General features: G+C 70.1%; 21 protein-coding genes. 10 read left to right on the top strand and 11 right to left on the bottom strand.

Translation table 11 applies throughout. The annotated features are described in order from the left end of the window. Window positions 1-109: 109 nt before the first annotated feature. Together ACZ5K7_RS11355 and ACZ5K7_RS11350 are read right to left on the bottom strand one after the other, a co-directional pair. Entirely contained in the window at window positions 110-1,477 is a 1,368-nt protein-coding gene (locus tag ACZ5K7_RS11355) for a S53 family peptidase (RefSeq protein WP_468912576.1), read from the bottom strand. A 267-nt stretch (window positions 1,478-1,744) separates the two neighbouring features. Continuing rightward, window positions 1,745-2,347: a TetR/AcrR family transcriptional regulator gene (locus tag ACZ5K7_RS11350; RefSeq protein ID WP_351708804.1), complete on the bottom strand. Its 603-nt coding sequence runs from the start codon at window positions 2,345-2,347 to the stop codon at window positions 1,745-1,747. A gap of 91 nt (window positions 2,348-2,438) precedes the next feature. On the opposite strand from ACZ5K7_RS11350, the gene ACZ5K7_RS11345 reads away from it, so the two are divergent. The 5 genes from ACZ5K7_RS11345 to ACZ5K7_RS11325 all read left to right on the top strand — a co-directional run bounded on the left by ACZ5K7_RS11345 (window position 2,439) and on the right by ACZ5K7_RS11325 (window position 7,098). Continuing rightward, window positions 2,439-3,347, top strand: coding sequence for an oxidoreductase (locus ACZ5K7_RS11345; RefSeq protein ID WP_351708807.1), 909 nt, complete (start codon window positions 2,439-2,441; stop codon window positions 3,345-3,347). A gap of 154 nt (window positions 3,348-3,501) precedes the next feature. Continuing rightward, window positions 3,502-4,263 (top strand): SDR family oxidoreductase, encoded by a 762-nt coding sequence (locus ACZ5K7_RS11340; RefSeq protein ID WP_468912575.1) that lies wholly within the window; start codon window positions 3,502-3,504, stop codon window positions 4,261-4,263. Window positions 4,264-4,348: 85 nt separating this feature from the next. Further along, window positions 4,349-5,119, top strand: a complete 771-nt coding sequence (locus ACZ5K7_RS11335) for a trypsin-like serine peptidase (protein ID WP_351708816.1) — start codon at window positions 4,349-4,351, stop codon at window positions 5,117-5,119. A gap of 73 nt (window positions 5,120-5,192) precedes the next feature. After that, complete coding sequence (locus tag ACZ5K7_RS11330) at window positions 5,193-6,212, top strand: C40 family peptidase (RefSeq protein ID WP_351709196.1); 1,020 nt, start codon at window positions 5,193-5,195, stop codon at window positions 6,210-6,212. Window positions 6,213-6,405: 193 nt separating this feature from the next. Beyond that, window positions 6,406-7,098: a phosphatase PAP2 family protein gene (locus tag ACZ5K7_RS11325; RefSeq protein WP_468912572.1), complete on the top strand. Its 693-nt coding sequence runs from the start codon at window positions 6,406-6,408 to the stop codon at window positions 7,096-7,098. A 58-nt stretch (window positions 7,099-7,156) separates the two neighbouring features. On the opposite strand, the gene ACZ5K7_RS11320 is transcribed toward ACZ5K7_RS11325, so the two are convergent. Then, entirely contained in the window at window positions 7,157-8,719 is a 1,563-nt protein-coding gene (locus tag ACZ5K7_RS11320; RefSeq protein ID WP_468912571.1) for an FAD-binding oxidoreductase, read from the bottom strand. A 365-nt stretch (window positions 8,720-9,084) separates the two neighbouring features. On the opposite strand from ACZ5K7_RS11320, the gene pstS reads away from it, so the two are divergent. From pstS to pstB, 4 genes are all read left to right on the top strand, one after another. Next, on the top strand, window positions 9,085-10,215 hold the full coding sequence (gene pstS / locus ACZ5K7_RS11315) for a phosphate ABC transporter substrate-binding protein PstS (RefSeq protein WP_351708825.1): 1,131 nt from the start codon (window positions 9,085-9,087) through the stop codon (window positions 10,213-10,215). A 143-nt stretch (window positions 10,216-10,358) separates the two neighbouring features. Next, window positions 10,359-11,366 carry a phosphate ABC transporter permease subunit PstC gene (gene pstC / locus ACZ5K7_RS11310; RefSeq protein ID WP_351708828.1) on the top strand — a complete coding sequence of 336 codons (1,008 nt, stop codon included), beginning with the start codon at window positions 10,359-10,361 and terminating at the stop codon, window positions 11,364-11,366. Further along, window positions 11,363-12,418 (top strand): phosphate ABC transporter permease PstA, encoded by a 1,056-nt coding sequence (gene pstA / locus ACZ5K7_RS11305; protein ID WP_351708831.1) that lies wholly within the window; start codon window positions 11,363-11,365, stop codon window positions 12,416-12,418. Before pstC ends, pstA begins: the two co-directional genes overlap by 4 nt. A 39-nt stretch (window positions 12,419-12,457) precedes the next feature. Then, window positions 12,458-13,234 carry a phosphate ABC transporter ATP-binding protein PstB gene (gene pstB, locus ACZ5K7_RS11300; RefSeq protein WP_351708834.1) on the top strand — a complete coding sequence of 259 codons (777 nt, stop codon included), beginning with the start codon at window positions 12,458-12,460 and terminating at the stop codon, window positions 13,232-13,234. A 146-nt stretch (window positions 13,235-13,380) separates the two neighbouring features. On the opposite strand, the gene ACZ5K7_RS11295 is transcribed toward pstB, so the two are convergent. From ACZ5K7_RS11295 to ACZ5K7_RS11285, 3 genes are all read right to left on the bottom strand, one after another. Next, on the bottom strand, window positions 13,381-14,280 hold the full coding sequence (locus ACZ5K7_RS11295; protein ID WP_468912569.1) for a hypothetical protein: 900 nt from the start codon (window positions 14,278-14,280) through the stop codon (window positions 13,381-13,383). Between the two features lie 176 nt (window positions 14,281-14,456). Further along, on the bottom strand, window positions 14,457-15,455 hold the full coding sequence (locus tag ACZ5K7_RS11290) for an inorganic phosphate transporter (protein WP_351708840.1): 999 nt from the start codon (window positions 15,453-15,455) through the stop codon (window positions 14,457-14,459). Window positions 15,456-15,462: 7 nt separating this feature from the next. After that, window positions 15,463-16,083, bottom strand: coding sequence for a DUF47 domain-containing protein (locus ACZ5K7_RS11285; protein ID WP_351708843.1), 621 nt, complete (start codon window positions 16,081-16,083; stop codon window positions 15,463-15,465). Between the two features lie 197 nt (window positions 16,084-16,280). Between ACZ5K7_RS11285 and ACZ5K7_RS11280 the strand changes: the two genes are divergently transcribed. Next, on the top strand, window positions 16,281-16,619 hold the full coding sequence (locus tag ACZ5K7_RS11280; protein ID WP_351708846.1) for a metal-sensitive transcriptional regulator: 339 nt from the start codon (window positions 16,281-16,283) through the stop codon (window positions 16,617-16,619). 89 nt (window positions 16,620-16,708) lie between these two features. On the opposite strand, the gene ACZ5K7_RS11275 is transcribed toward ACZ5K7_RS11280, so the two are convergent. From ACZ5K7_RS11275 to ACZ5K7_RS11255, 5 genes are all read right to left on the bottom strand, one after another. Continuing rightward, window positions 16,709-16,876, bottom strand: coding sequence for a hypothetical protein (locus ACZ5K7_RS11275; RefSeq protein WP_351708848.1), 168 nt, complete (start codon window positions 16,874-16,876; stop codon window positions 16,709-16,711). Between the two features lie 104 nt (window positions 16,877-16,980). After that, complete coding sequence (locus ACZ5K7_RS11270; protein ID WP_351708851.1) at window positions 16,981-17,835, bottom strand: SCO4651 family lipoprotein; 855 nt, start codon at window positions 17,833-17,835, stop codon at window positions 16,981-16,983. Window positions 17,836-18,232: 397 nt separating this feature from the next. Continuing rightward, window positions 18,233-18,646 (bottom strand): NUDIX hydrolase, encoded by a 414-nt coding sequence (locus ACZ5K7_RS11265; protein ID WP_351708854.1) that lies wholly within the window; start codon window positions 18,644-18,646, stop codon window positions 18,233-18,235. After that, entirely contained in the window at window positions 18,643-19,665 is a 1,023-nt protein-coding gene (locus ACZ5K7_RS11260; RefSeq protein WP_351708857.1) for a CHAD domain-containing protein, read from the bottom strand. Before ACZ5K7_RS11260 ends, ACZ5K7_RS11265 begins: the two co-directional genes overlap by 4 nt. Next, entirely contained in the window at window positions 19,646-21,880 is a 2,235-nt protein-coding gene (locus ACZ5K7_RS11255) for an RNA degradosome polyphosphate kinase (protein ID WP_450971983.1), read from the bottom strand. The genes ACZ5K7_RS11260 and ACZ5K7_RS11255 overlap by 20 nt, the downstream gene beginning before the upstream one ends. Window positions 21,881-21,952: the final 72 nt, after the last annotated feature.

The following is a 21,952-nucleotide window of genomic DNA, read 5'->3' as shown; positions in this document are numbered from 1 at the left end:
TCACGGCCGGCTGCCGTGACCCGTTTCCCTTTCTGTGCCGCCGAGGGGACCCCACGTCCCCCTCACGGTGGCGGCTCCCCGTGACCCGACGGGGAGGTCGTGCCGGGGCCTAGCCGGTGAAGGCGTCGGTCCCTTCCGGAGTGCCCCAGCCGGTCGGGCCGTCGTAGCCCGACTTGGCGGTGCAGAAGTACGACGTGGAGCACGAGCCGTTGGATCCACTCGTCACGTCGTTCAGGGCGGAGGTGCCGGCCGCCGCGTACGGGTACTGGGCCGGGTAGTCGCTGCTGCCCGGCGTACCGGCCAGGGCGTAGACCGAGGCGATGATCGGCGAGGAGGCGCTGGTGCCGCCGTAGGTGTTCCAGCCGGTGCCGTCGGCGCCGTAGGAGTCGTAGACGGAGACACCGGTGGCCGGGTCGGCGACCGCGGAGACGTCGGCGATCATGCGCTTGGTGCAGCCGGTGTCGGTCTGCCAGGTGGGCTTGGCGTCGTAGGCGGAGCAGCCGGAGCCGGTGCCCTCGGTGGAGCTGGTCTTCCAGACGCTCTCGGTCCAGCCGCGGCTGGTGGAGGAGGTCTTGAGGGCGGTGCCGCCGACGGCGGTCACGTAGCGGGAGCCGGCCGGGTACTCGGCGCCGTAGCCCTCGTCACCGGCGCTCGCGGTGATGGCCACGCCCGCGTGCTTGTAGTACGAGGTGTCGTACGACGTGTCCGACGACGACTCGGCGCCGCCGTAGCTGTTGGAGACGAACTTGGCGCCCAGCTTGACGGCCTCGTTCACCGCGGTGCCCAGGTTGGCGTCGGAGGCGGACTTGGCCTCGACGAGCAGGATGTTGCAGTTCGGGCAGGTCGCGCTGACCATGTCCAGGTCGAGGGACTCCTCACCGGCCCAGCCGCTGTCGGCGGAGGGGAGCGAGGTCGTGGAGCCCGTCTGGCTGACCTTCTTGAAGCAGCCGTTGTCGGTGGTGCAGTCCGACAGGCCGTAGTAGGACCGGTAGGTGGCCAGGTCCTCCTCGGCGTTCGGGTCGTCGTACGCGTCGACGATGGCGACGGTCTCGCCCGAGCCGTTCGAGGCGGCGGCGGAGGTCAGGCCGTAGGCCGACTGGAGGTCCGAAGGGCCGTACCCGGTGGGGGAGTCGGAGGCGGCGTCCGGCTTGACGGTCTTCGGTGTCACGCCCTTGAGCGCGGCCTGCTTCTCCATGAAGGCGGTGGTGCCGCCGGTGACCCGCAGGGCGTCGCACGCGGCGAAGCCCTTCTTCGGGGTGGCGCCGCAGCCGGCCTTCTCGTACCGGACATGGGCCTTGGCGACCTGGGCGGCGATGGCCTTGGCGCTGACCTTGTGGGTCGTGGTGGCGGTGGCCGCGGTGGCGTGCGCCGCGGTGCCAAGGCCGGCGACGAGCAGGGCGGCGGTGGCCGCGGCTGCCGAGCCGACGCGGCGCCATCTGCCGCGTATGTGGGGGGTGCTGGGGGTGGTCGTGCGCAACGTACAGCCTCCTGGATGAGGGGGAGAGAGGCCTGCGGGTGGGGGCCACCGGTGTGGTTGCCGGTGGGGGCGGCGGCCCGCGACGACCATCGCGTTGTTGGGTACGCGACAACAAGACGGGTTTCGGAATCCTGACTTCCGCGTTACTGAAGGGCGGCCCGGGGTTACTGATCATTGGGTCGCGGATGGCCGGAAGTTGGGGTTCGGTTGACCCGGGGGCGCCGGAGGCGGTGGGTCAATGCGCGTTGATCGGGGCGTACCGAGCTGTCAGCGGGGCTTCAGGCCGTGCAGCAGGAGATGGACGTGTTCGTCCAGGCCGGCCAGCGCCTCGTCCGCCGGGAGTGTGCAGTTGGCGACCAGGGCGGCCAGGCCGTGGATGGCGGACGCGGCGACGAGCGTGATGCGCTCCGGGTCGCCGTCGACGATCTCGCCCCGCTGCTGGGCGTCGGCGAGCAGCCGCACGAAGGAGCCCAGGGAGCGGTCGCCCGCCTCGGCCAACGGCGTGGAGAGGTCCGGGTCGTGCTTGCGGGAGAACATCAACTCCAGCAGCTCGGGGTTCTCGACGGCGAAGGTCAGATACGTCCGGGCGAGCGCGGTGATGCGCGATTCGAGGGGGGCGTCCGGATCGTCCGCCGACTCCAGGCCCCGGTTGAGACGGTCGTACCCGTTGAGTGCGAGCGCGTCCAGCAGGGCCTGCTTGTCCTTGAAGTGCCGGCCGGGGGCGGCGTGGCTCACCCCGATGTCGCGGGCCAGTTCGCGCAGGGACAGTGCGGCGGCCCCCTTCTCGCGCAGGGTGCGTTCGGCGCTGGCGAGCAGGGCGGCGCGCAGGTCTCCGTGGTGGTAGGGGCGGCTTTGCGGCATGGGCGCCATCGTAACCCGGATGTTGGCGTCGCCATCTTTGTTGGCAGTGCCATCTTTGTTGTCGTTGACATCATTGTAGGCGGCGCCTACATTGGCGGGCATGGCTGAGAAAACTGGCACATGGAACGCGTCCCGTCTCCCCGACCTCTCCGGCCGTACGGCCGTGGTCACCGGTGCCAACAGCGGCATCGGCTTCACCGCCGCGGACGCGCTGGCCCGGTCCGGCGCGCACGTGGTGTTCGCGGTACGGGACCTGGAGCGTGGGCGCGCGGCCGCCGCGCGGGTGAACGGCAGCACGGAGGTGCGCCGCCTGGACCTGGCGGACCTGGCCTCGGTACGGGAGTTCGCGGCGGGCTGGGACCGGCCGCTGGACCTCCTGATCAACAACGCGGGCGTGATGATGCTCCCGGAGCAGTCCACCAAGGACGGCTTCGAGATGCAGTTCGGCACGAACCACCTGGGGCACTTCGCGCTGACGAACCTGCTGCTGCCGTACCTCGAGGACCGGGTGGTGACGGTCTCCTCCGGGCTGCACCGCAGCGGCGACGGCGTGATCCACTTCGAGGACGTCAACCTGCGCGGCACCTACAACCCGAGCCGCGCCTACGCCCAGTCCAAGCTGGCGAACCTCCTGTTCACCCTGGAGCTCCAGCGCCGTCTGACGGAGGCCGGCTCCCCGGTCCGCGCGCTGGCCGCCCACCCCGGCTACGCGGCCACCAACCTGCAGAGCCACACCGCCAACCCGCTCGCCCGGCTCGGCATGCGCCTCGGCAACCTGCTCGTAGCCCAGGACGACCGCGGGGGCGCGCTCCCCACGTTGTACGCGGCGACCCAGGACCTGCCCGGTGCCAGCTACGTCGGCCCGAGCGGCCTCGGCGAGATGCGGGGCGCGCCGGCGCTGGCGGGCCGTAGCGCGGCGGCGAGCGACCCGGTGGCGGCCCGCAGGCTGTGGACGCTGTCGGAGGAGATGACGGGGGTGACATGGCCGCTCGGGGTCGAGGCCGTGTGACCGCCGCCGGGTACATCGCCCCCCGGTACACCGCCGTCCAGTACACCGTCCAGTGCACCGTCTCCCAGTACCCGGACGCCCGTCGGGCCGTCCGCGCCCGCCGGATACGGTGAGCCGGTACGGCGGATACGACGGTTCTCCGAGAGGCGGCCGGATGAGCGGGGGCGTGGACTTCGCGCTCGACGGGCGTACGGCCCTGGTGACCGGCTCCGTGCGCGGACTGGGCCTGGAGATGGCCCGGGGACTGGCGGGCGCCGGCGCGCGGGTGATCCTCAACGGCCGTGACCCGGCGACGCTGGAGGCGGCGGCCGGGGCGCTCCGCGACGAGGGGCTCGACGTGGTGGGCGCGGCGTTCGACGTGACCGACCGGGAGGCCGCCGAGGCCGCGGTGACCGGCCTCGGCGCGATCGACATCCTGGTCAACAACGTGGGCCAGCGCGACCGGCGCGGGGTCCACGAGATGACTCCGGACGAGCTGTCCGCGCTGCTCGACGTCCACCTGACCTCGGCGTACGCGCTGAGCCAGACGGTCGCCCGGGGCCTGGCGGCCCGTGACACCCCGGGCCGCATCGTCAACGTCTCGTCGGTCGTCGGCCAGTTGGGCCGCACCGGGGACGTCGCCTACGCCACGGCGAAGGCGGGCCTGGACGGTCTGACCCGGGCCCTGGCGGCCGACCTCGGACCCAGCGGCACGACGGTGAACTCGGTGGCCCCGGGCACGTTCGCGACGGACGTCAACGCGGAGCCGGCCGAGGACCCGGAGTGGGCGCGATGGCTGCGTACCCGCACGGCCCTGGGGCGCTGGGGCCGCCCCGCCGAGATCGCCGGCATCGTCGTCTTCCTGGCGAGCGACGCGGCGTCCTTCATCACGGGCCAGACGATCGCGGTGGACGGCGGGATGACCACGACGTTCTGAGCGGGGTGAGGTGAGCGCGGTTCACAGAGAAATCTCAGTTAAGTGGGGAACCGTTTCTCACCTTTGTGGGACACAGTGGAGCCCGATGAAGCGCACCTCACGCATCTCTTCAGCCTCGCGCCGTGTCGCGCTCGGCGTGGCGGTCGTGCTTGCCGCCACCTCGGCCTCCGTGGCGGCCGCCGATGACGGGCCCGGCCCGTTCGGGGTGACCGCGGTGGTCGGACCGACCGCGGAGAGCGCGCGGGTCGGGGCGCTGTTCACCGCCGACGAGGCCGGGAGCCTGGCCGGCCACCACTTCTGCACCGCCTCCGTCGTGCACAGCCCGCGGCGGGACCTGATCGTCAGCGCCGCGCACTGCGTCGACGGGGACGACGCCACGGGGCTCGTCTTCGTGCCGGGGTACCGGGACGGGCAGGCGCCGTACGGGGTGTGGAAGGTGGGGAGGCGGTATCTGCCCGACGGGTGGGCGAAGGGGCAGGACGAGGACAGCGATGTCGCCTTCGCCGTCGTGGACGAACTGGGCGGCAAGCGGGTCGAGGAGGTGACCGGCGCCAACCGGTTCGTCAGTGGCGTGGCCACCGGGGCCACCGCCGTCACCGTCACCGGGTATCCCGACTCCCGTGAGGTTCCCATCAGTTGCACCAACAAGCCCGTCGCCCACAGCGCCACTCAGCAGCGGATCGACTGCCCCGAGTTCACGGGGGGCACCAGCGGGAGCCCCTGGGTGAACGGGGACCATCAGGTGGTCGGGGTGCTGGGCGGCCACGAGCAGGGCGGTTCGACCGCCGACACGTCCTACAGTGTCGTGCTCGGGAGCGAGGCCGGCGAGCTGTACAAGGACGCCGTACGCGGTTGAGACGGCGTCATGTGCGCCGTCCTGCTGTGAAATAGCGCCACTCTCGGCCGAAATGGCGTTGAACAGCCCTGACATGGGGGAGGGTTGGGGCGTGCGGAAAGTATGGGTGATCGGCGGTGCGGCGGTCGGGCTCGGGCTGAGCTTCGTCATGCTGCTCGTCGTCGGGGTGTACGTCGTCGCCGGGAACCTGCTGGGCGGCGCCGGCGGTGCCGGCAAGGCACTGGCCAAGGGAGCCGTGCCGGCCGCCTACTCCACACTCGTGCAGAAGTGGGGCAATCTCTGCTCCGCCATCAACCCCGCCCTGCTCGCCGCGCAGCTGTACCAGGAGAGCGGGTTCAACCCGAAGGCGCAGAGCGCGGCGGCCGCGCAGGGGATAGCTCAGTTCATCCCGGGGACCTGGGCCACCCACGGCATCGACGGCGACGGCGACGGGGACCGCGACGTCTGGGACCCGAATGACGCGATTCCGTCGGCCGCCTCCTACGACTGCCAGCTCGCCTCGTACGTCAAGGACGTTCCCGGCGACATCTCCGACAACATGCTCGCCGCCTACAACGCGGGCGCGTACGCGGTCATCAAGTACAAGGGTGTGCCGCCGTACAAGGAGACCCAGAACTACGTCAGGACGATCACCACTCTCGAGGACAGCTTCGCCGCGCCCGTCAGCCGGCTCTCCCCGACCAAGCAGGCCGCCGGCGCCATCGAGTACGCCCAGACCAAGCTCGGCACCCCCTACCTCTGGGGCGGTAACGGCACAGCTCAGGAGGGCGGCCGGTTCGACTGCTCGGGGCTGACCAAGGCGGCGTACGCGCATGTGGGGATCACGCTGCCGCGCGTCGCCAACGATCAGTACAACGCCGGTCCGCACCCCTCGCGCAAGGAACTGCTCCCCGGAGACCTCGTCTTCTTCTCCACCGACCTCTCCAACTCCCGCGCCATCCACCACGTGGGGATCTATGTCGGCGGCGGGTACATGATCGACGCGCCGTACACCGGGGCGGTCATCCGGTTCGACCCCATCGACAGCGCCGACTACTTCGGGGCCACCCGGGTCACCGAGGATGGCGCGAAAGCGCTGCCCACCTCGGTGTGAACGGAGCGTATAACCCACCCCCTGAGCTGGGGCTTTGTGTCTCTCTTCGATAACGTCTGCGTGATCATTCGGTGGAACCTGGAACGTAGTGATGGGGACCGTGCGTTCCTGTTGACGAAGCCGACCACGGGGGTGGCAGCGAGCGGCGCACACGAGGTGCGTCCGGGACGACGACGAAGGGGCCGCAGGCACGATGGCTGTACTCGCCGAATCCGGATCCAACCCCGACGTCGACCTGCTCTACGACATCAACGGCCTGGCCAAGGACGCACCGCACTGGTTCGACCGCGGCATGGAGTTCGTCGGTGAGTACGGGCTGCTGGTCGCGATGGTGCTGCTGGTGGTGTGGTGCTGGTGGTCCGTGCGGCGCCGAGGGGACGAGGACGCCGCGGCCACGACGGCCGCGCTGGTGTGGACGCCGCTCGCCGCCGCGATCGCCGTCCTCGTGAACATCCCCATCCGTGGGTTCGTCGAGCGGCCCCGGCCGTTCCTCACCCACCAGGGGCTCGACGTCCTGGTCTCCGGCAAGACCGACTACTCGTTCGTGAGCGACCACGCGACGATCACCATGGCCCTGGGCGTCGGACTCTTCATCGCGAACCGCAGGTTCGGGCTGGTGGGCATCGGGCTGGCGCTGGTGGAGGGGTTCTGCCGGGTGTACATGGGCGTGCACTACCCGACGGACGTGGTGGGCGGCTTCGCGCTGGGCACGGCGGTCGTCCTGCTCCTCTCCCCGCTGGCCACGGCTGTGCTGACGCCGGTGATGAAGGCGGTGGAGGGGTCGCCGAGGGTGGGATGGATCGTGCGGAGGCGGTCGGTGACGGTGGGGTTGGTGCCGGGAGCTCGTACGCCGATGGACCCTGAGGAACGGGACCTGGCGGCGTAGCCGGGACGCGGGGAACTGCGTGATCAGCCCCCACGCTCCCGCGCACTGAAACGACTCCCTACAACCCCTGCGGAGAAGAGAAGAACCGATTCGGGTCGTACTGCTTCTTCACCTTGCCCAGCTTCGTCACGGCGTCGCCGAAGTACGCCTTCTTCCAGTCCGTGAGCGTCGGGTCCGTGTAGTTCTGGTAGGCCGCGCCGGAGGCGTACGGCTTCATCGCCGTGTGCGCCCCGTTCAGCCACGTCTGGCCCGTACCGCCGGAGGCACCCGCTCCCCACGACACGATGTACTGCGCCAGCATCCGCGACCGCCGGTGCACGAACGCCGTCGCCGTCGGCGAGACCCGGTTCACCGCGCCGCCGAGCGCCGTGAAGGCGATGCTCCCCGCGCCGCCGCGCACCGCGCCGATCTGCCGCAGGGCCGTCTGGATGCCGGCCGCCGAGAGCGAGCGGTCGAAGAAGTCGGAGCGGGCCGCATAGGTCTCCCGGCCCAGCTTGCCCGCCGTGGAGCGGCCCGGCGTGGACCCGGGCAGGTGGCACTGGGGCTCGGTGGCGAAGGAGGAGCAGCCGGCGTAGCTCTCCATCGCCTCCTCGTAGCCGTGGCGGCGCAGCGAGACGGAGGAGGCGTTGGCGCCCGCCTTGTGGGCGAGGGCGTCCACCGCGTTCTGGAGTTCGCCGTACGTGCCCATCGAGAAGCAGGCGACGGAGACGCGCGGGCCGCTGCCCGAGTTCTCCAGGTGCAGGGAGGACCAGATCTCGTCCGGCTGGGAGGGGCCCCACTCCTGCCAGGCCTTGAGGACCTGGGCCGCCTTCGACCAGGGCCAGGTCAGGTACGCGGTCACGGCCTGCGGGGTGGGGTGGGTCTTGAACTGGAGTTCGGTCACGACGCCGAAGTTGCCGTTGCCGGCTCCGCGCAGTGCCCAGAAGAGGTCCTTGTTGGTGCTCGCGTTGGCGACCACCTGCGTGCCGTCCGCCGTGATCAGCGTCGCCTGGGTGAGGCTGTCGCAGGTCAGGCCGTACGCGCGGGACGCCACCCCGTGGCCGCCGCCGAGGACCAGGCCGGAGACACCGACCGTGGGGCAGGAGCCCGCCGGGATGGTCACGCCCTTGGCCGCGAGGCCGCGGTAGACGTCGATCAGCTTGGAGCCGGCGCCGACGACCGCCGTGCCGCCGCTGACCCGGATGCGGTTGAGCTTGGAGACGTCGAGGATCAGGCGGCCGTCGCCCGAGGAGTAGCCCGCGTAGGAGTGGCCGCCGTTGCGGATCGAGATCTTCAGCCCGTGGGCCTGGGCGTACGACAGTGTGGTGCGGATGTCGTCCGCGTGGGCCACGTACGCCACCGCGGACGGCTTCAGTCCGTCGAAGCGGGTGTTGTAGAGCTGGTGGGCCGTCGTCCAGTTCGCGTCGCCGGGGCGGACCAGGGTGCCGTCCAGGGTGTGGGCGAGGGCGGTCCAGCCGGCCGGGGCCGCTGCGCTGGTGGTCTTCAGCGCCGTACGAAAGGATGTGGACGCGAGCGGCGCGCCGGTCGTGTGGGACGCGGTGGCGCCGCCGGTGCTGCACCCCGTCAGTGCGGTCGCCGCGAGGGCGGCCGCCCCGCCAGATATGAAGGTACGCCGTTCCATGCCCGTGCCTTTCGTCGGCTTTCGTGGGACGAGACGGCGTCCGTCGCACACGGGTTCCCGTGCGGTGTAACGAACGCTGTGACGTCGTAACGACTGCGATGGCGAACGGCGAATAAATGTTCGCGCAACCCGGCGGTCGGAACCGACGCGTGCCCTCACCGTGAGCATTCCGTGACCTAACCGGGTCGACGGCAGGGGTTCACCCTCCGTTTACCTATGGCCATCGGCGGCTTCACCTGTTCTGCCTAATTTCGGCCGTACCCGATGCGGTGAGCGGTCCTAAATGCCCAGTCAGGAGGCCCTCACCCCATCACGACTACTTCGCACGCCGCCGAAGGTGGCGCCTCTGGAAGGAACCCCCGAAAGTGAAGCTTCAGCGCAAGAACCGGCTGCGCGCCCTGTCTCTCGGTGCTGTCGCTGTCTCCGGCGCCCTGGCCCTGACGGCGTGCGGCTCGGACGACAACGGTGGCGCCAGCGGTTCGAGCACCTCCTCGGCCTCCGCGAACGCCAGCTCCATCAAGTGCGACGACGCCAAGGGCCAGCTGCTCGCCGACGGCTCCTCCGCGCAGAAGAACGCGATCGACGCCTGGGTGAAGGCCTTCTCGCAGGCCTGTGGCGTGCAGATCAACTACAAGGGCTCCGGCTCCGGCGCCGGTGTGACCGCCTTCACGCAGGGCCAGGTCGCCTTCGCCGGTTCCGACTCCGCGCTGAAGCCGGAAGAGGTCACCGCCTCCAAGAAGATCTGCTCCGGCGGCCAGGGCATCGACCTCCCGATGGTCGGCGGCCCGATCGCCCTCGGTTACAACGTCCCGGGTGTCGACAACCTGGTCCTGGACGCGCCGACGATCGCGAAGATCTTCGACAGCAAGATCACCAAGTGGAACGACGCCGCGATCAAGAAGCTGAACCCCGACGCGACGCTCCCCGACCTCAAGATCCAGGCGTTCCACCGCTCGGACGAGTCGGGTACGACGGACAACTTCACCAAGTACCTGATCGCCGCCACCCCGGACAACTGGAAGTACTCCGGCGGTAAGGCCTGGCAGGCCAAGGGCGGCCAGTCCGCTCCGCAGTCCGCGGGTGTCGCCCAGCAGGTCAAGCAGACCTCCGGCGCCATCGGCTACTTCGAGCTCTCCTACGTCGCGGACGGCGTCAAGGCCGTCTCCATCGACACGGGCGCCAGCAAGCCGGTCGCCCCGTCCACCGAGTCCGCCACCGCCGACATCGCGGCCGCCAAGATCGTCGGCACCGGCAAGGACCTGGCGCTGCAGCTGGACTACAAGACCAAGGCCGAGGGTGCGTACCCGATGACCCTGGTCACGTACGAGATCGTCTGCGACAAGGGCAACAAGGCCGACACCCTCCCGGCGACCAAGGCGTTCCTGCGCTACATCGCCTCCGAGGACGGCCAGAAGGTCCTCTCCACGATCGACTACGCCCCCGTCCCCGACGACATCATCGCCAAGGTCCGCACCACCATCGAGGGCCTGAGCTAAAGATCCGCGAGTGCGGCCGAGCTCCGTAAGGAGCCCGGCCGCACCGTCCGGTGCACCGCCGCCCGGAGCCGTACGCCCACAAGCCGGGGTGTACGGCTCCTCCGAGCCGCCCCTCAGGACGGCTCCGCAGACCGGAGAACCCGATGGACATATCCACGCAGACGACAGACGCATCTCCCCCCACCCCACAGCCAGGCACGGCCGAGCAGAAGCGCAACGCCCGCGGTGCCACCCGGGCGGGTGACCGGGTCTTCCTCGGTCTCTCCCGCGGATCCGGCATCCTGCTGCTGGTGATCATGGCCGCGATCGCGGTCTTCCTCACCTACCGTGCCGCCCTCGCGATCAACCGCGACCACGGCAACTTCCTCACCACGTTCGAGTGGAACACCAACCTCATCCCGCCGACCTTCGGCATCGCGGTCCTGGCCTTCGGCACGGTCGTCTCCTCGATCATCGCCATGGCCATCGCCGTCCCGATCGCCGTCGCGATCGCGCTGTTCATCACGCACTACTCGCCGCGCAGGCTCGGCGGCACCATCGGCTTCGTGATCGACCTGCTCGCCGCGGTGCCGTCCATCGTGTACGGCCTGTGGGGCGCGCTGGTCCTGGTACCGCACATGACCGGCCTGTTCGGCTGGCTCGACAAGTACTTCGGCTGGACCGGGATCTTCTCCTGGGACGGCGGTGCCCCCCGCTCGATGCTGACCGTCGGCGTCCTGCTCGCGATCATGATCCTGCCGATCATCACCAACGTGAGCCGCGAGGTCTTCCGCCAGGTCCCGCAGATGCACGAGGAAGCGGCACTCGCTCTCGGCGCCACGCGCTGGGAGGTCATCCGCATGTCGGTGCTGCCCTTCGGCCGCTCCGGCGTGATCTCCGCCTCGATGCTCGGCCTCGGCCGCGCGCTCGGCGAGACGATGGCCGTCGCCACCGTGCTCTCCCCGGACTTCTCGATCCACGCCAGCCTGCTCAACCCGGGCGGCGGCACCTTCGCCCAGAACATCGCCAGCAAGTTCAGCGAGGCGACCGCGGACGGCCGTGACGCGCTGATCGCGTCGGGTCTGGTCCTGTTCGTCATCACCCTGCTGGTCAACGGCGCGGCCCGCGTGATCATCCAGCGCCGCGCGGAGTACTCGGGGGCCAACGCATGAGCACCGCAGCAGTCAAGCGCCCCAGCACCCTGCAAGGCGCCACCCTCCCCAAGTGGTCCCCCTACGCCATCGTCGGCGGGTCCATCGTCCTCGGCGTGGTCATCGGCCTCGTCGGCGGCCTGGACAGCAAGATCCAGTGGGGCCTGATCGCCGCCCTCCTCTACGTCCTCGGCACCTACGGCATCGCCGCCCGGGTCGAGGGCCGCCGCCAGGCGAAGGACCGGGTCGCGACCTCGCTGGTCTGGGTCGCCTTCATCGTCGCCGTCGTCCCGCTGGTCTCCCTGATCTGGGTGACCGTCTCGCGCGGTGTGAAGGTCCTGGACTTCTACTTCCTCAGCCACTCCATGGGTGTGGTCGCCGACGCCCAGCCCGGCGGTGGTGCCTACGCGGCCATCATCGGCTCCCTGGAGCAGGTCGGCCTCGCCACCCTGATCGGCGCTCCGATCGGCATCCTCACCGCGGTCTACCTCGTCGAGTACGGCCGCGGCCGGCTCGCCAAGGCGGTCACCTTCTTCGTGGACGTGATGACGGGTATCCCGTCGATCGTCGCGGGTCTGTTCATCCTCAGCCTCATGCTGATCTTCGACATGCAGCCCTTCGGCTTCGCCGGATCGCTCGCCCTGGCCATCCTGATGATGCCGGTCGTGGTCCGCTCCACCGAGGAGATGCTCAAGCTCGTCCCCAACGAGCTGCGCGAGGCCTCGCTGGCCCTGGGCGTGCCGAAGTGGCGCACCATCCTGAAGGTGGTCCTGCCGACCTCCATCGGCGGTATCACCACCGGTGTCATGCTGGCCATCGCCCGTATCGCGGGTGAGACGGCGCCGGTGCTGCTGCTGGTGTTCGGCAACCCGTTCATCAACAACAACCCCTTCGAGGGTGCGCAGTCGTCGCTGCCGCTGTTCATCTACCAGCAGTACGCGAACAGTGCCGGTGCCAGCGCAGGCTACGACCGTGCCTGGGCGGCCTCGCTCACGCTGATCGCCTTTGTGATGATCCTGAACCTGGTGGCTCGCGGCATCGCCCGCTGGAAGGCCCCGAAGACCGGTCGCTGACCGGCCTGCAGCGACCGACTCCCTGGAAGTGAAGAAGTAATGTCCAAGCGAATCGACGTAAGCGGGCTCACCGCCTACTACGGCTCCCACAAGGCCATCGAAGACATCTCGATGAACATCGAGCCGCGCACCGTCACGGCGTTCATCGGCCCCTCCGGCTGCGGCAAGTCGACGTTCCTGCGCACGCTCAACCGCATGCACGAGGTCACCCCCGGCGGCCGCGTCGAGGGCAAGGTCCTCCTCGACGACGAGAACCTCTACGGCGCCGGTATCGACCCCGTGTCGGTGCGCCGTGAGATCGGCATGGTGTTCCAGCGTCCGAACCCCTTCCCCACCATGTCGATCTTCGACAACGTGGCCGCGGGTCTGAAGCTGAACGGCAACTACAAGAAGAGCCAGCTCAACGACATCGTCGAGAAGTCGCTCAAGGGCGCGAACCTCTGGAACGAGGTCAAGGACCGCCTGAACAAGCCGGGCTCCGGCCTCTCCGGTGGTCAGCAGCAGCGTCTGTGCATCGCCCGCGCGATCGCGGTCGAGCCGAAGGTGCTGCTCATGGACGAGCCCTGCTCCGCCCTCGACCCGATCTCCACCCTCGCCATCGAGGACCTGATCGGTGAGCTCAAGGAGCGCTTCACGATCGTCATCGTGACGCACAACATGCAGCAGGCCGCGCGTGTCTCCGACCGCACCGCCTTCTTCAACCTGGCCGCCGTCGGCCAGCCCGGCCGGCTGATCGAGATCGACGACACGGAGCGCATCTTCTCCAACCCGTCGGTCCAGGCGACCGAGGACTACATCTCCGGCCGCTTCGGCTAAGCCCTTCGGCCGAGCCGGAACCGACCCCTCGCGGTGCTGCATGGCGGTGCCACCGCGAGGACGCAAAAGGGCCCGCCCCTGGCTCCCGGGGGCGGGCCCGTATGCGTGTTCCGGCGGCGTCCGGCGGCGGGCGTTCACACCGTTGTTCACACCCTGTGGACGGGGAAGGCGACCGGTTCCGCTCCCGACGCCAGCATCTTGTCCACGGCCTGTTCGACCGCCCGGGGGCCGGTCAGCCCCATGGTCTGCGCCAGCCGCCGCCAGGTCACCGCGTCCGGGCGGCCGCCGGTTCCGCCCCGGTACGGTCGTCCGGGCGCCGGCTCGGCGGCGCACTCGTGCGGCACCAGGGCGAGGGGCTCGTCCGCCGCGGCGAACCGCACCACCGAGGCCGCGCTCCGGTCCACGGGCACGATCTCCCCGTCCGGAAAGGTCGCCACGTCCCCCTCGAAGCCCAGCGCCCCCGCGCAGACCAGCGCCAGGGCGTCCGAGCAGTCGTGCACGACACACGTGCCGAACTCCCGGGCGACGTCCTCCTCGATCCGCGTCCCCTCGGCCGAGGTCAGCCCGGACACGAACGCCCAGTAGTCCCCGGCCGACCCGCACCCCACCAGACAGACGGTGAAGTGCCGCAGCGGTGCGAACAGCGCCTGCACGCCGTCCCCGGCGGGGCCGGGCGGCAGCAACCGCACCGCCGACCCGCAGGAACACCGGAACGGTCCGCCGACGGACACCACCTCGACCACCGGCTCGCCGAGCTCCCGCCGGAGCCCGGCCAGCATGTCGAGGACGGCCGCGGTCGGCAGCTCCTGATCCACCAGCACCAGCTCGACGGGCGCCGCGTACGCTGCCCGGACCCAGTCCAGGTCCTGCGGGAGCGCGCCGAGCAGAGCGGGGGTGAGGCGTACGACACCCTCCTCGCCGCCGGCCGCCTCGCGCACGGCCCGGCCCTCGTCGCCGACGAGCACGACGGTCGACACCCGCTCCGCAGCGCCCGGCCGCCGCGCCATCGCCGCGGCAACGAAGTCCCCGAGGCCGTTGCCGGCCATGACATGAATCGTCCCTGCCCTCAGACCCACCGAAGCCTCACTGGTCCGTTCCGAAGCCGCACAGGCCGCACGACTTCCCACCAGCCATGATCACACCGAACCCCGGAGGAGAGGCCCACGACGGGGCAAGGGTGCGGGTCGGAGGTTCGGGGGCGGGGTCGTGGTGGGTGCTGCCGTTACAGGAACGCCAGGTCCACGAGGCCGAATGCCGCTGCTGCCACCAGCGCCGCCGCCGGCATCGTGATGAACCAGCCCAGGACGATGTTCTTGGCCACCCCCCAGCGGACCGCGTTCACGCGCTTCGTCGCACCGACGCCCATGATGGCCGAGGTGATGACGTGGGTCGTGGAGACCGGCGCCTTGAAGAGGTACGCCGTGGTGAACATGATCGAGGCCCCCGTCGCCTCGGCCGCGAAGCCCTGCGGGGGGTCCAGCTCGATGATCTTGCGGCCCAGTGTGCGCATGATGCGCCAGCCGCCGGCGTAGGTGCCGAGGGAGAGCATCACGGCGCAGGCGATCTTGACCCAGGCCGGGATCGGGTCGCCGTACGTCTCATGGCCGGAAATCACCAGTGCCATGACGACGACGCCCATCGTCTTCTGGGCGTCCTGGAGGCCGTGGCCGAGGGCCATGCCGGCCGCGGAGACGGTCTGGGCGATACGGAAGCCGCGCTTGGCCTTGTGCGGGTTGGCGCGGCGGAAGATCCACATGATGGCCGTCATGACCAGGTAGCCGAGGACCAGGCCGACGACCGGCGACAGGAACATCGGGATGATGACCTTGTCGACGACGCCGTTCCAGAGGACCTCCGTGCCGCCCGCCAGGGCCGCGCCCACCAGACCGCCGAACAGGGCGTGCGAGGAGGACGAGGGCAGACCGAAGTACCAGGTGACGAGGTTCCAGACGATCGCGCCGACCAGCGCGGCGAAGAGGATGCCCATGCCCCTGGAGCCCTCGGGCGTCTCGATCAGGCCCTCGCTGACGGTCTTGGCGACCCCGGTGCCGAAGAACGCGCCGGCCATGTTCATCACCGCGGCCATGGCGAGCGCCGCCCGCGGGGTGAGCGCGCGCGTCGACACGGACGTCGCGATCGCGTTCGCCGAGTCGTGGAAGCCGTTCGTGTACGTGAAGAAGAGCGCGACCAGAATGGTCACGACGAGCGCGAAGGTGTCCATCGACGCCTCAGGACTCCTTGACGGCGATGGTCTCCACCGTGTTCGCCACGTGCTCGAACGCGTCCGCCGCCTCTTCCAGGACGTCCACGATCTGCTTGAGCTTCAGCACCTCGATCGCGTCGTACTTGCCGTTGAAGAGGTGGGCGAGAAGTTTGCGGTGGATCTGGTCGGCCTGGTTCTCCAGGCGGTTGACCTCGATCCAGTACTCGGTGAGGTTCTCCATCGTGCGCAGGTTGGGCATCGCCTCGGCGGTCAGGTCGGCGGCCCGTGCCAGCACCTCGATCTGCTGCTCGACGCCCTTCGGCAGCTCCTCGACGTTGTAGAGGACGACCAGGTCGACGGCCTCCTCCATGAAGTCCATGATGTCGTCGAGGGAGGACGCGAGGGAGTAGATGTCCTCGCGGTCGAAGGGCGTGATGAACGAGGAGTTCAGCTGGTGGAAGATCGCGTGCGTGGCGTCGTCACCCGCGTGTTCCGCTGCCCGCATACGCTCTGCGATCTCGGCCCGGGCAGACGCGTCCGCCCCGAGCAGTTCCATCAGGAGTTTCGAGCCCGTGACGATGTTGTCCGCGGACGCGGCGAACATGTCGTAGAAGCTCGTCTCCCTGGGGGTCAGACGAAAGCGCACGTGGGGTCCTCGGTATGCATGGGTTTCGGTCAGGCTGATGCTAGGCGCATCATCCGGCCACGGCTAATGGGCCGTCCTCCAGTGTCGCCCATCGGGCTTGGTGATCAGTACGGGGGCGTCCCGAGGGCCCTATACCCAGCAAAGTTCGTTACCATATACCCACTAGGGGTATATGTATCGGCAATGCGGAGGACGCGATGACGACCACCGAGGCCGGCGCCACGAAGCCCTCCGGGAACGGGGCTCCGGCGACCACGCACGGCTACCACAAGCAGAAGGACGAACACCTCAAACGGCTGCGCCGGATCGAGGGCCAGATCCGCGGGCTGCAGCGCATGGTCGACGAGGACACCTACTGCATCGACATACTCACCCAGGTCTCCGCCTCCACCAAGGCCCTGCAGTCGTTCGCCCTGCAACTCCTTGAGGAACACCTGCGGCACTGCGTCGCCGACGCTGCCGTCAAGGGTGGTACGGAGATCGACGCGAAGGTGGAAGAGGCCACCCAGGCCATCGCCCGCCTCCTCCGCACCTGAACCGGCGCACCTGAACCGGCGGATCAGAACCGGCGGATCAGAACCGGCCGACCCGAACCTGCGGACCTGACCTGCGGGCCTGGCCGAAGTCAGCTGTCCTCGCGCTCCTCGGCCACGCGCAGCACCTCGTCGATGCTCTCCAGACTGAGCCGATCCTCGGCGGCCGACGCCGCGATGATCAGCTCCCCGCACAGCTCGATCTCGGCGAGGGCCACGTGGTCCTGAACTGCCGTACCGCCGACCGGAGCCACGTGCATCACCTCTTCTCTGCCGTCACCGACTTCCTAGAGTAGGGAGCGGTCTACACAACGCGCATGGCACGGACGGGCTAGTTCACAGGTTGTACAGAGCCGGTCCCGGACTAGTGCGCTGGCTGGTTTTCGGCGATCCGGCCCGCGTAGATGTCCCGGGAACGCGGCAACTTTACGTCCACCGGAGTACCGAAGTCGTACAGCAGGGTCGTCGAGGCGACCGCGACCGTGCCCTTGCTGCTGTCGTTGACGAAGCTGAACCGCTGCCGCAGCTTGCGGATCCGGCCCTGGTCGTCGAGGTACGCGTCGAACGGAACCTCGGCCGTGGCGAACCCTTTCGCTGCGGCGGCGAGGGCCGGCCGGTTGCCGGCGGAGGCGGCGCGGGCCGCGGCCGCGAGGTCGGCGGTGCCCCGGTAGTGCCGGACCTCGGCCCCGGCGACCTCGGTCCTGCCCAGGTAGGTCGCGGTGCGGGTGCCGAGGAGCAGCTCGGCCGCGGCGAACGGGTCGGTCGCGCCGCCGGTGACCAGGTTGCCGTCGGAGAGGCTCGCGGTCTCCACGCGGACCCATTTGTCGGCGGGTACCCCGGCGCCCCTGTTCTTCATGAACAGCGCGCCCGGGGCGAGGAGTTCGGTGATCGGCCGGTGCTCGGCGGTGCCGGCGGGGTCCTGCGGGAGCACGACCGTGAGTTCGCCGAGCTGGTTGCGGTAGTCGTAGCGGCCCTTGCCGCGGATGGTGACCCGGGTGCCGCCGGTCGCCATCTCCATCGACGTCGTCGCTCTGGAGGTGGCGGCGGCGCGCAGGGTGTCCGCCGCGCGCTTCAGGACGGTGACCGTGTTGTCGCCGGGGCCGCCGCCCGCGCCTTCGGCGGTGGCGCCGCCGCAGGCGGTGGCGCATGCGCCGAGGCCGACCATGAGCCCTACGGTGACGGCCGTCTTTCCAGCGCGCCTGTGCTGCCGCCGATCCATCGCCTGCCTACCCCCAGCCGGTACGTCCGTCACGGGCCCCCTGTCGTTCCGCTTAACGAGGGGTAAGTGGGGCCGTCACGCACACCGGCTCTTTACCGAGCGTGGGTAACGTTGTCGGAGTGGCGGAAAAGGACGGTTCCGGGTGGGGCGTGCAGGGGCAGCGGCACGATACGAGGCTGGTCGAGCACGGGCCGTTCTGTTACGCCCGGTGTACGTGTGGGTGGCGGGGGCCGGCGCGCAGGGCTCGGAGCCTTGCGCGTACGGATGGGGCAGGACACAGAGCCGAGGGGTGAGTGGCAGTCGTACGGTGACTGCGGGCCGGTCGGGGCTGGTCGCGCCCGCGCGGCGGTAGCCGCACATGGACACAGCCCCGCGCCCCTGAGGGGGCGCGTTTCCCCTACGGCGTGTGCAGCGAGGTCAGCAGTTCGTCCACCAACTCGGCGTCTCTCGGCTGGGTAAGCCGTTGCCGGGCGTCCGGCGGGCGGAGCCACAGGATCCTGTCCACCTCGTGGTTCGGGGTGAAGTGGCCCTCTGTTGCTTCTCCGGACCAGTAACGGACCTGCTTGGGGCGGTCGTTGGCGTAGTAGAGGGCCGTGGAGAGTTCGTTGCCGGGCAGGGCCGTGTAGCCGGTCTCCTCGGCCACCTCGCGCAGGGCGCCCGTGATCGCGTCCTCGCCGCGCTTGAGCTTGCCCTTCGGGTGGGACCAGTCGTCGTACTTGGGGCGGTGGACGAGGCAGACCTCCAGGTCCCCGTCCACCGGGGAGCGGCGCCACAGGACGCAGCCGGCCGCCAGGACCGGGGTGTCGTTCACACCGCCTCCAGCCGCTGCTTCTGCCACGCCTGCTGGAACGCGAACCGGGCCGCCTCCACCTCGTGCCGCTGGTCGGCGTGGAGGACGCCGAGGGCGTAGGCGGTCGCCGGGGCGATCCGCGGGGTGCGGGCGGCGGACGCGGCGGCCGCCGCCGCTTCGGAGGCGTCGCGGTGCCGGTTCAGGGCCTGGCCCGCCGAGAACAGCCGTACGTCCACGGGCGCGCCCGCGCCGCACAGCACCTCACGGGCGTAGCGGTGCAGGCGCAGCAGGAGGCGGACCTGGTGCCAGGGGCCGTCCTGGGGGTGCGGGGCCGGGTCCGGGGACAGGCCGTGGACCAGGGCCTCCGCGTTGTAGGGGTGGCCGGCGGTGACCAGCGGGAGGGCCGCGATGGCGTCGGTGAGGCGTTCCTCGGCCGCCGCGGCGAGCGGGCGCAGGCCGGTGGTGGGCGCCGCGGGGGTGAGCGGGACCTCGCTGGCCAGCACCGCGACCTTGTCGGCGACCGCGTGGAAGCGGGAGGAGCCGAGCGCCTGGAGGGCGGTGGAGTGGGCCCTGGTGCGGGCGAGGGTGAGCTGGCGGTCGAGCAGGGCGCCCGCCTTGGCGGCGCCGACGGTGAGGTTGCCGCGCTCGGCCGTGGCCTCCGAAGTGGCCTGACCCGGCAGGGTCGTCGAGCCGGAGAGCCGGTGGAGGGCCAGCAACAGGCGCTCCAGTCTTGCCTCGTAGGCGTGCTCAAGTCCCAACGTGCCCGACAGCCAGGCCAGTTCGGGGCGGATCTCCTCCGACCAGTCGGCCTCGAGCAGGGGGCGGAAGGTGTGCAGGCTGCCGCTGATGCGCCGGGCCGAGCGGCGCAGCGCGCGGGCCGCGTCGACGGACTCCTCCGCCGCGCTCGCCGTCCCGGTCTCCCGGTGCAGACGCAGCGCGCGGAGGAACTCCGTGGCCTGGGCGCGCAGGTAGCCCGCGAGGGCGTCCCCGGTCACCACCAGGGCCGTCGGGTCCGTCGGTTCAAGGTGTTGCTGTGCCACGCCGGCGCCTCCGGGCGTCTATGAGCATCTCCTGGATGTTGCGCAGGGGCTGTCCGTCCGCGTCGGTCGCGTGCCGGGTCCACTCGCCGTCCGCACCCAGGTGCCAGGAGGAGGTGGAGTCGGACATACCGGTTTCGAAGAGCCGGGTGAGCGCGGCCCGGTGGGCCGGGTCGGTGACCCGGACCAAGGCCTCTATCCGGCGGTCGAGGTTGCGGTGCATCATGTCGGCGCTGCCTATCCACACCTCGGGCTCGCCGCCGTTGCCGAAGGCGAAGACCCGGGAGTGTTCCAGGAAGCGGCCGAGGATCGAGCGGACCCGGACGTTCTCCGACAGGCCCGTGACGCCCGGCCGGATCGCGCAGATGCCGCGGACCCAGATGTCGACCGGTACGCCCGCCATGGACGCGCGGTACAGGGCGTCGATGATCGCCTCGTCGACCATCGAGTTGACCTTGATGCGGATGAACGCGGGACGGCCGGCCCGGTGGTGCTGTACTTCCTTGTTGATCCGCGCGATCAGTCCGTCGCGCAGCGACTTGGGTGCCACCAGCAGGCGGCGGTAGGTCTCCCGGCGCGAGTAGCCGGAGAGCCGGTTGAACAGGTCGGACAGGTCCGCGCCGACCTGGGTGTCGGCGGTCAGCAGGCCGAGGTCCTCGTAGAGCCGCGCCGTCTTCGGGTGGTAGTTGCCGGTGCCGACATGGCTGTAGCGGCGGAGCGTCTCGCCCTCCTGGCGGACCACCAGGGACAGCTTGCAGTGCGTCTTCAGGCCGACCAGGCCGTAGACGACGTGGCAGCCGGCCTCTTCCAGGCGCTTGGCCCACTTGATGTTGGCGTGCTCGTCGAAGCGGGCCTTGATCTCGACCAGGACGAGGACCTGCTTGCCGGCCTCGGCGGCGTCGACGAGCGCGTTGACGATCGGGGAGTCGCCGGAGGTGCGGTACAGGGTCTGCTTGATGGCGAGGACGTCCGGGTCCTCGGCGGCCTGCTCGATGAAGGCCTGCACGGAGGTGGAGAAGCTGTCGTAGGGGTGGTGCAGCAGGACGTCCCGCTCGCGCAGGGCCGCGAAGATGTCGGGCGCGGACGCCGACTCGACCTCGGCGAGATCACGGTGGGTGCCCGCGATGAACTTGCGGTACTTCAGCTCCGGCCGGTCGAGACCGTGGATGCGGAAGAGCCCGGTCAGGTCGAGCGGGCCGGGCAGCGGGTAGACCTCGGCCTCGGACACCTTCAGCTCGCGGACCAGCAGGTCGAGGACCTCGCGGTCGATGGACTCCTCGACCTCCAGGCGCACCGGCGGCCCGAAGCGGCGCCGCATGAGTTCCTTCTCCAGGGCCTGGAGCAGGTTCTCGGCGTCGTCCTCCTCGACCTCCAGGTCCTCGTTCCGGGTGAGGCGGAAGGCGTGGTGCTCCACGACCTCCATGCCCGGGAACAGCTCCTCCAGGTGGGCGCCGATGACGTCCTCGATGGGGACGTACCGGCCCGGGCTGCTCTCCAGGAAGCGGGACAGCGACGGCGGCACCTTGACCCGGGCGAAGTGCTTGTGGCCGCTCACCGGGTTGCGTACGACCACGGCCAGGTTCAGGGAGAGGCCGGAGATGTACGGGAAGGGGTGCGCCGGGTCGACCGCCAGCGGGGTCAGGACCGGGAAGATCTGGTGCCGGAAGAGCGTGAAGAGCCGCGCCTGCTCCTTCTCGGTCAGCTCGGCCCAGCGGACCAGGTGGATGCCCTCCTCCGCGAGCGCGGGGGCGATGTCCTCGTGGTAGCAGGCGGCGTGCCGGGCCATCAGCTCACGGGAGCGGGCCCAGATCATCTCCAGCACCTCGCGGGGCTGCAGCCCGGAGGCGGACCGGGTGGCCACGCCCGTCGCTATCCGGCGCTTCAGGCCTGCCACCCGGACCATGAAGAACTCGTCCAGGTTGCTCGCGAAGATCGCCAGGAAGTTGGCCCGCTCCAGCAGCGGCGTGTTCGGGTCCTCGGCGAGTTCGAGCACCCGCTCGTTGAACGCGAGCCAGCTGCGCTCCCGGTCGAGGAAGCGCCCCTGGGGCAGTTGCGGCCCGTCGTACGGTGACTCCTCGTAGGCGTCGAGGTCGGCATCGATGTCGGGTTCGAGGTCGGAGACCGCGGCGGCCACGGTGTGCGGGCGGTGCGCGGCGATGGAGCCTACGGAGGGCTGGGTGTGCTGGACCTCGGCTGCCTGGGCGTTCTGCTGACTCATGACCCCATTGTTCCGCGCCCGGGGCGTGACAAGCGCGTCGGAACGTGCGGGTGGGAGCTGAACGACCCCGTT

The sequence above is a fragment of the Streptomyces sp. NPDC031497 genome, from assembly GCF_055580905.1.
Note: the sequence above shows the minus strand (reverse complement) of the source record. Positions and strands in the feature narration are given on the sequence as shown.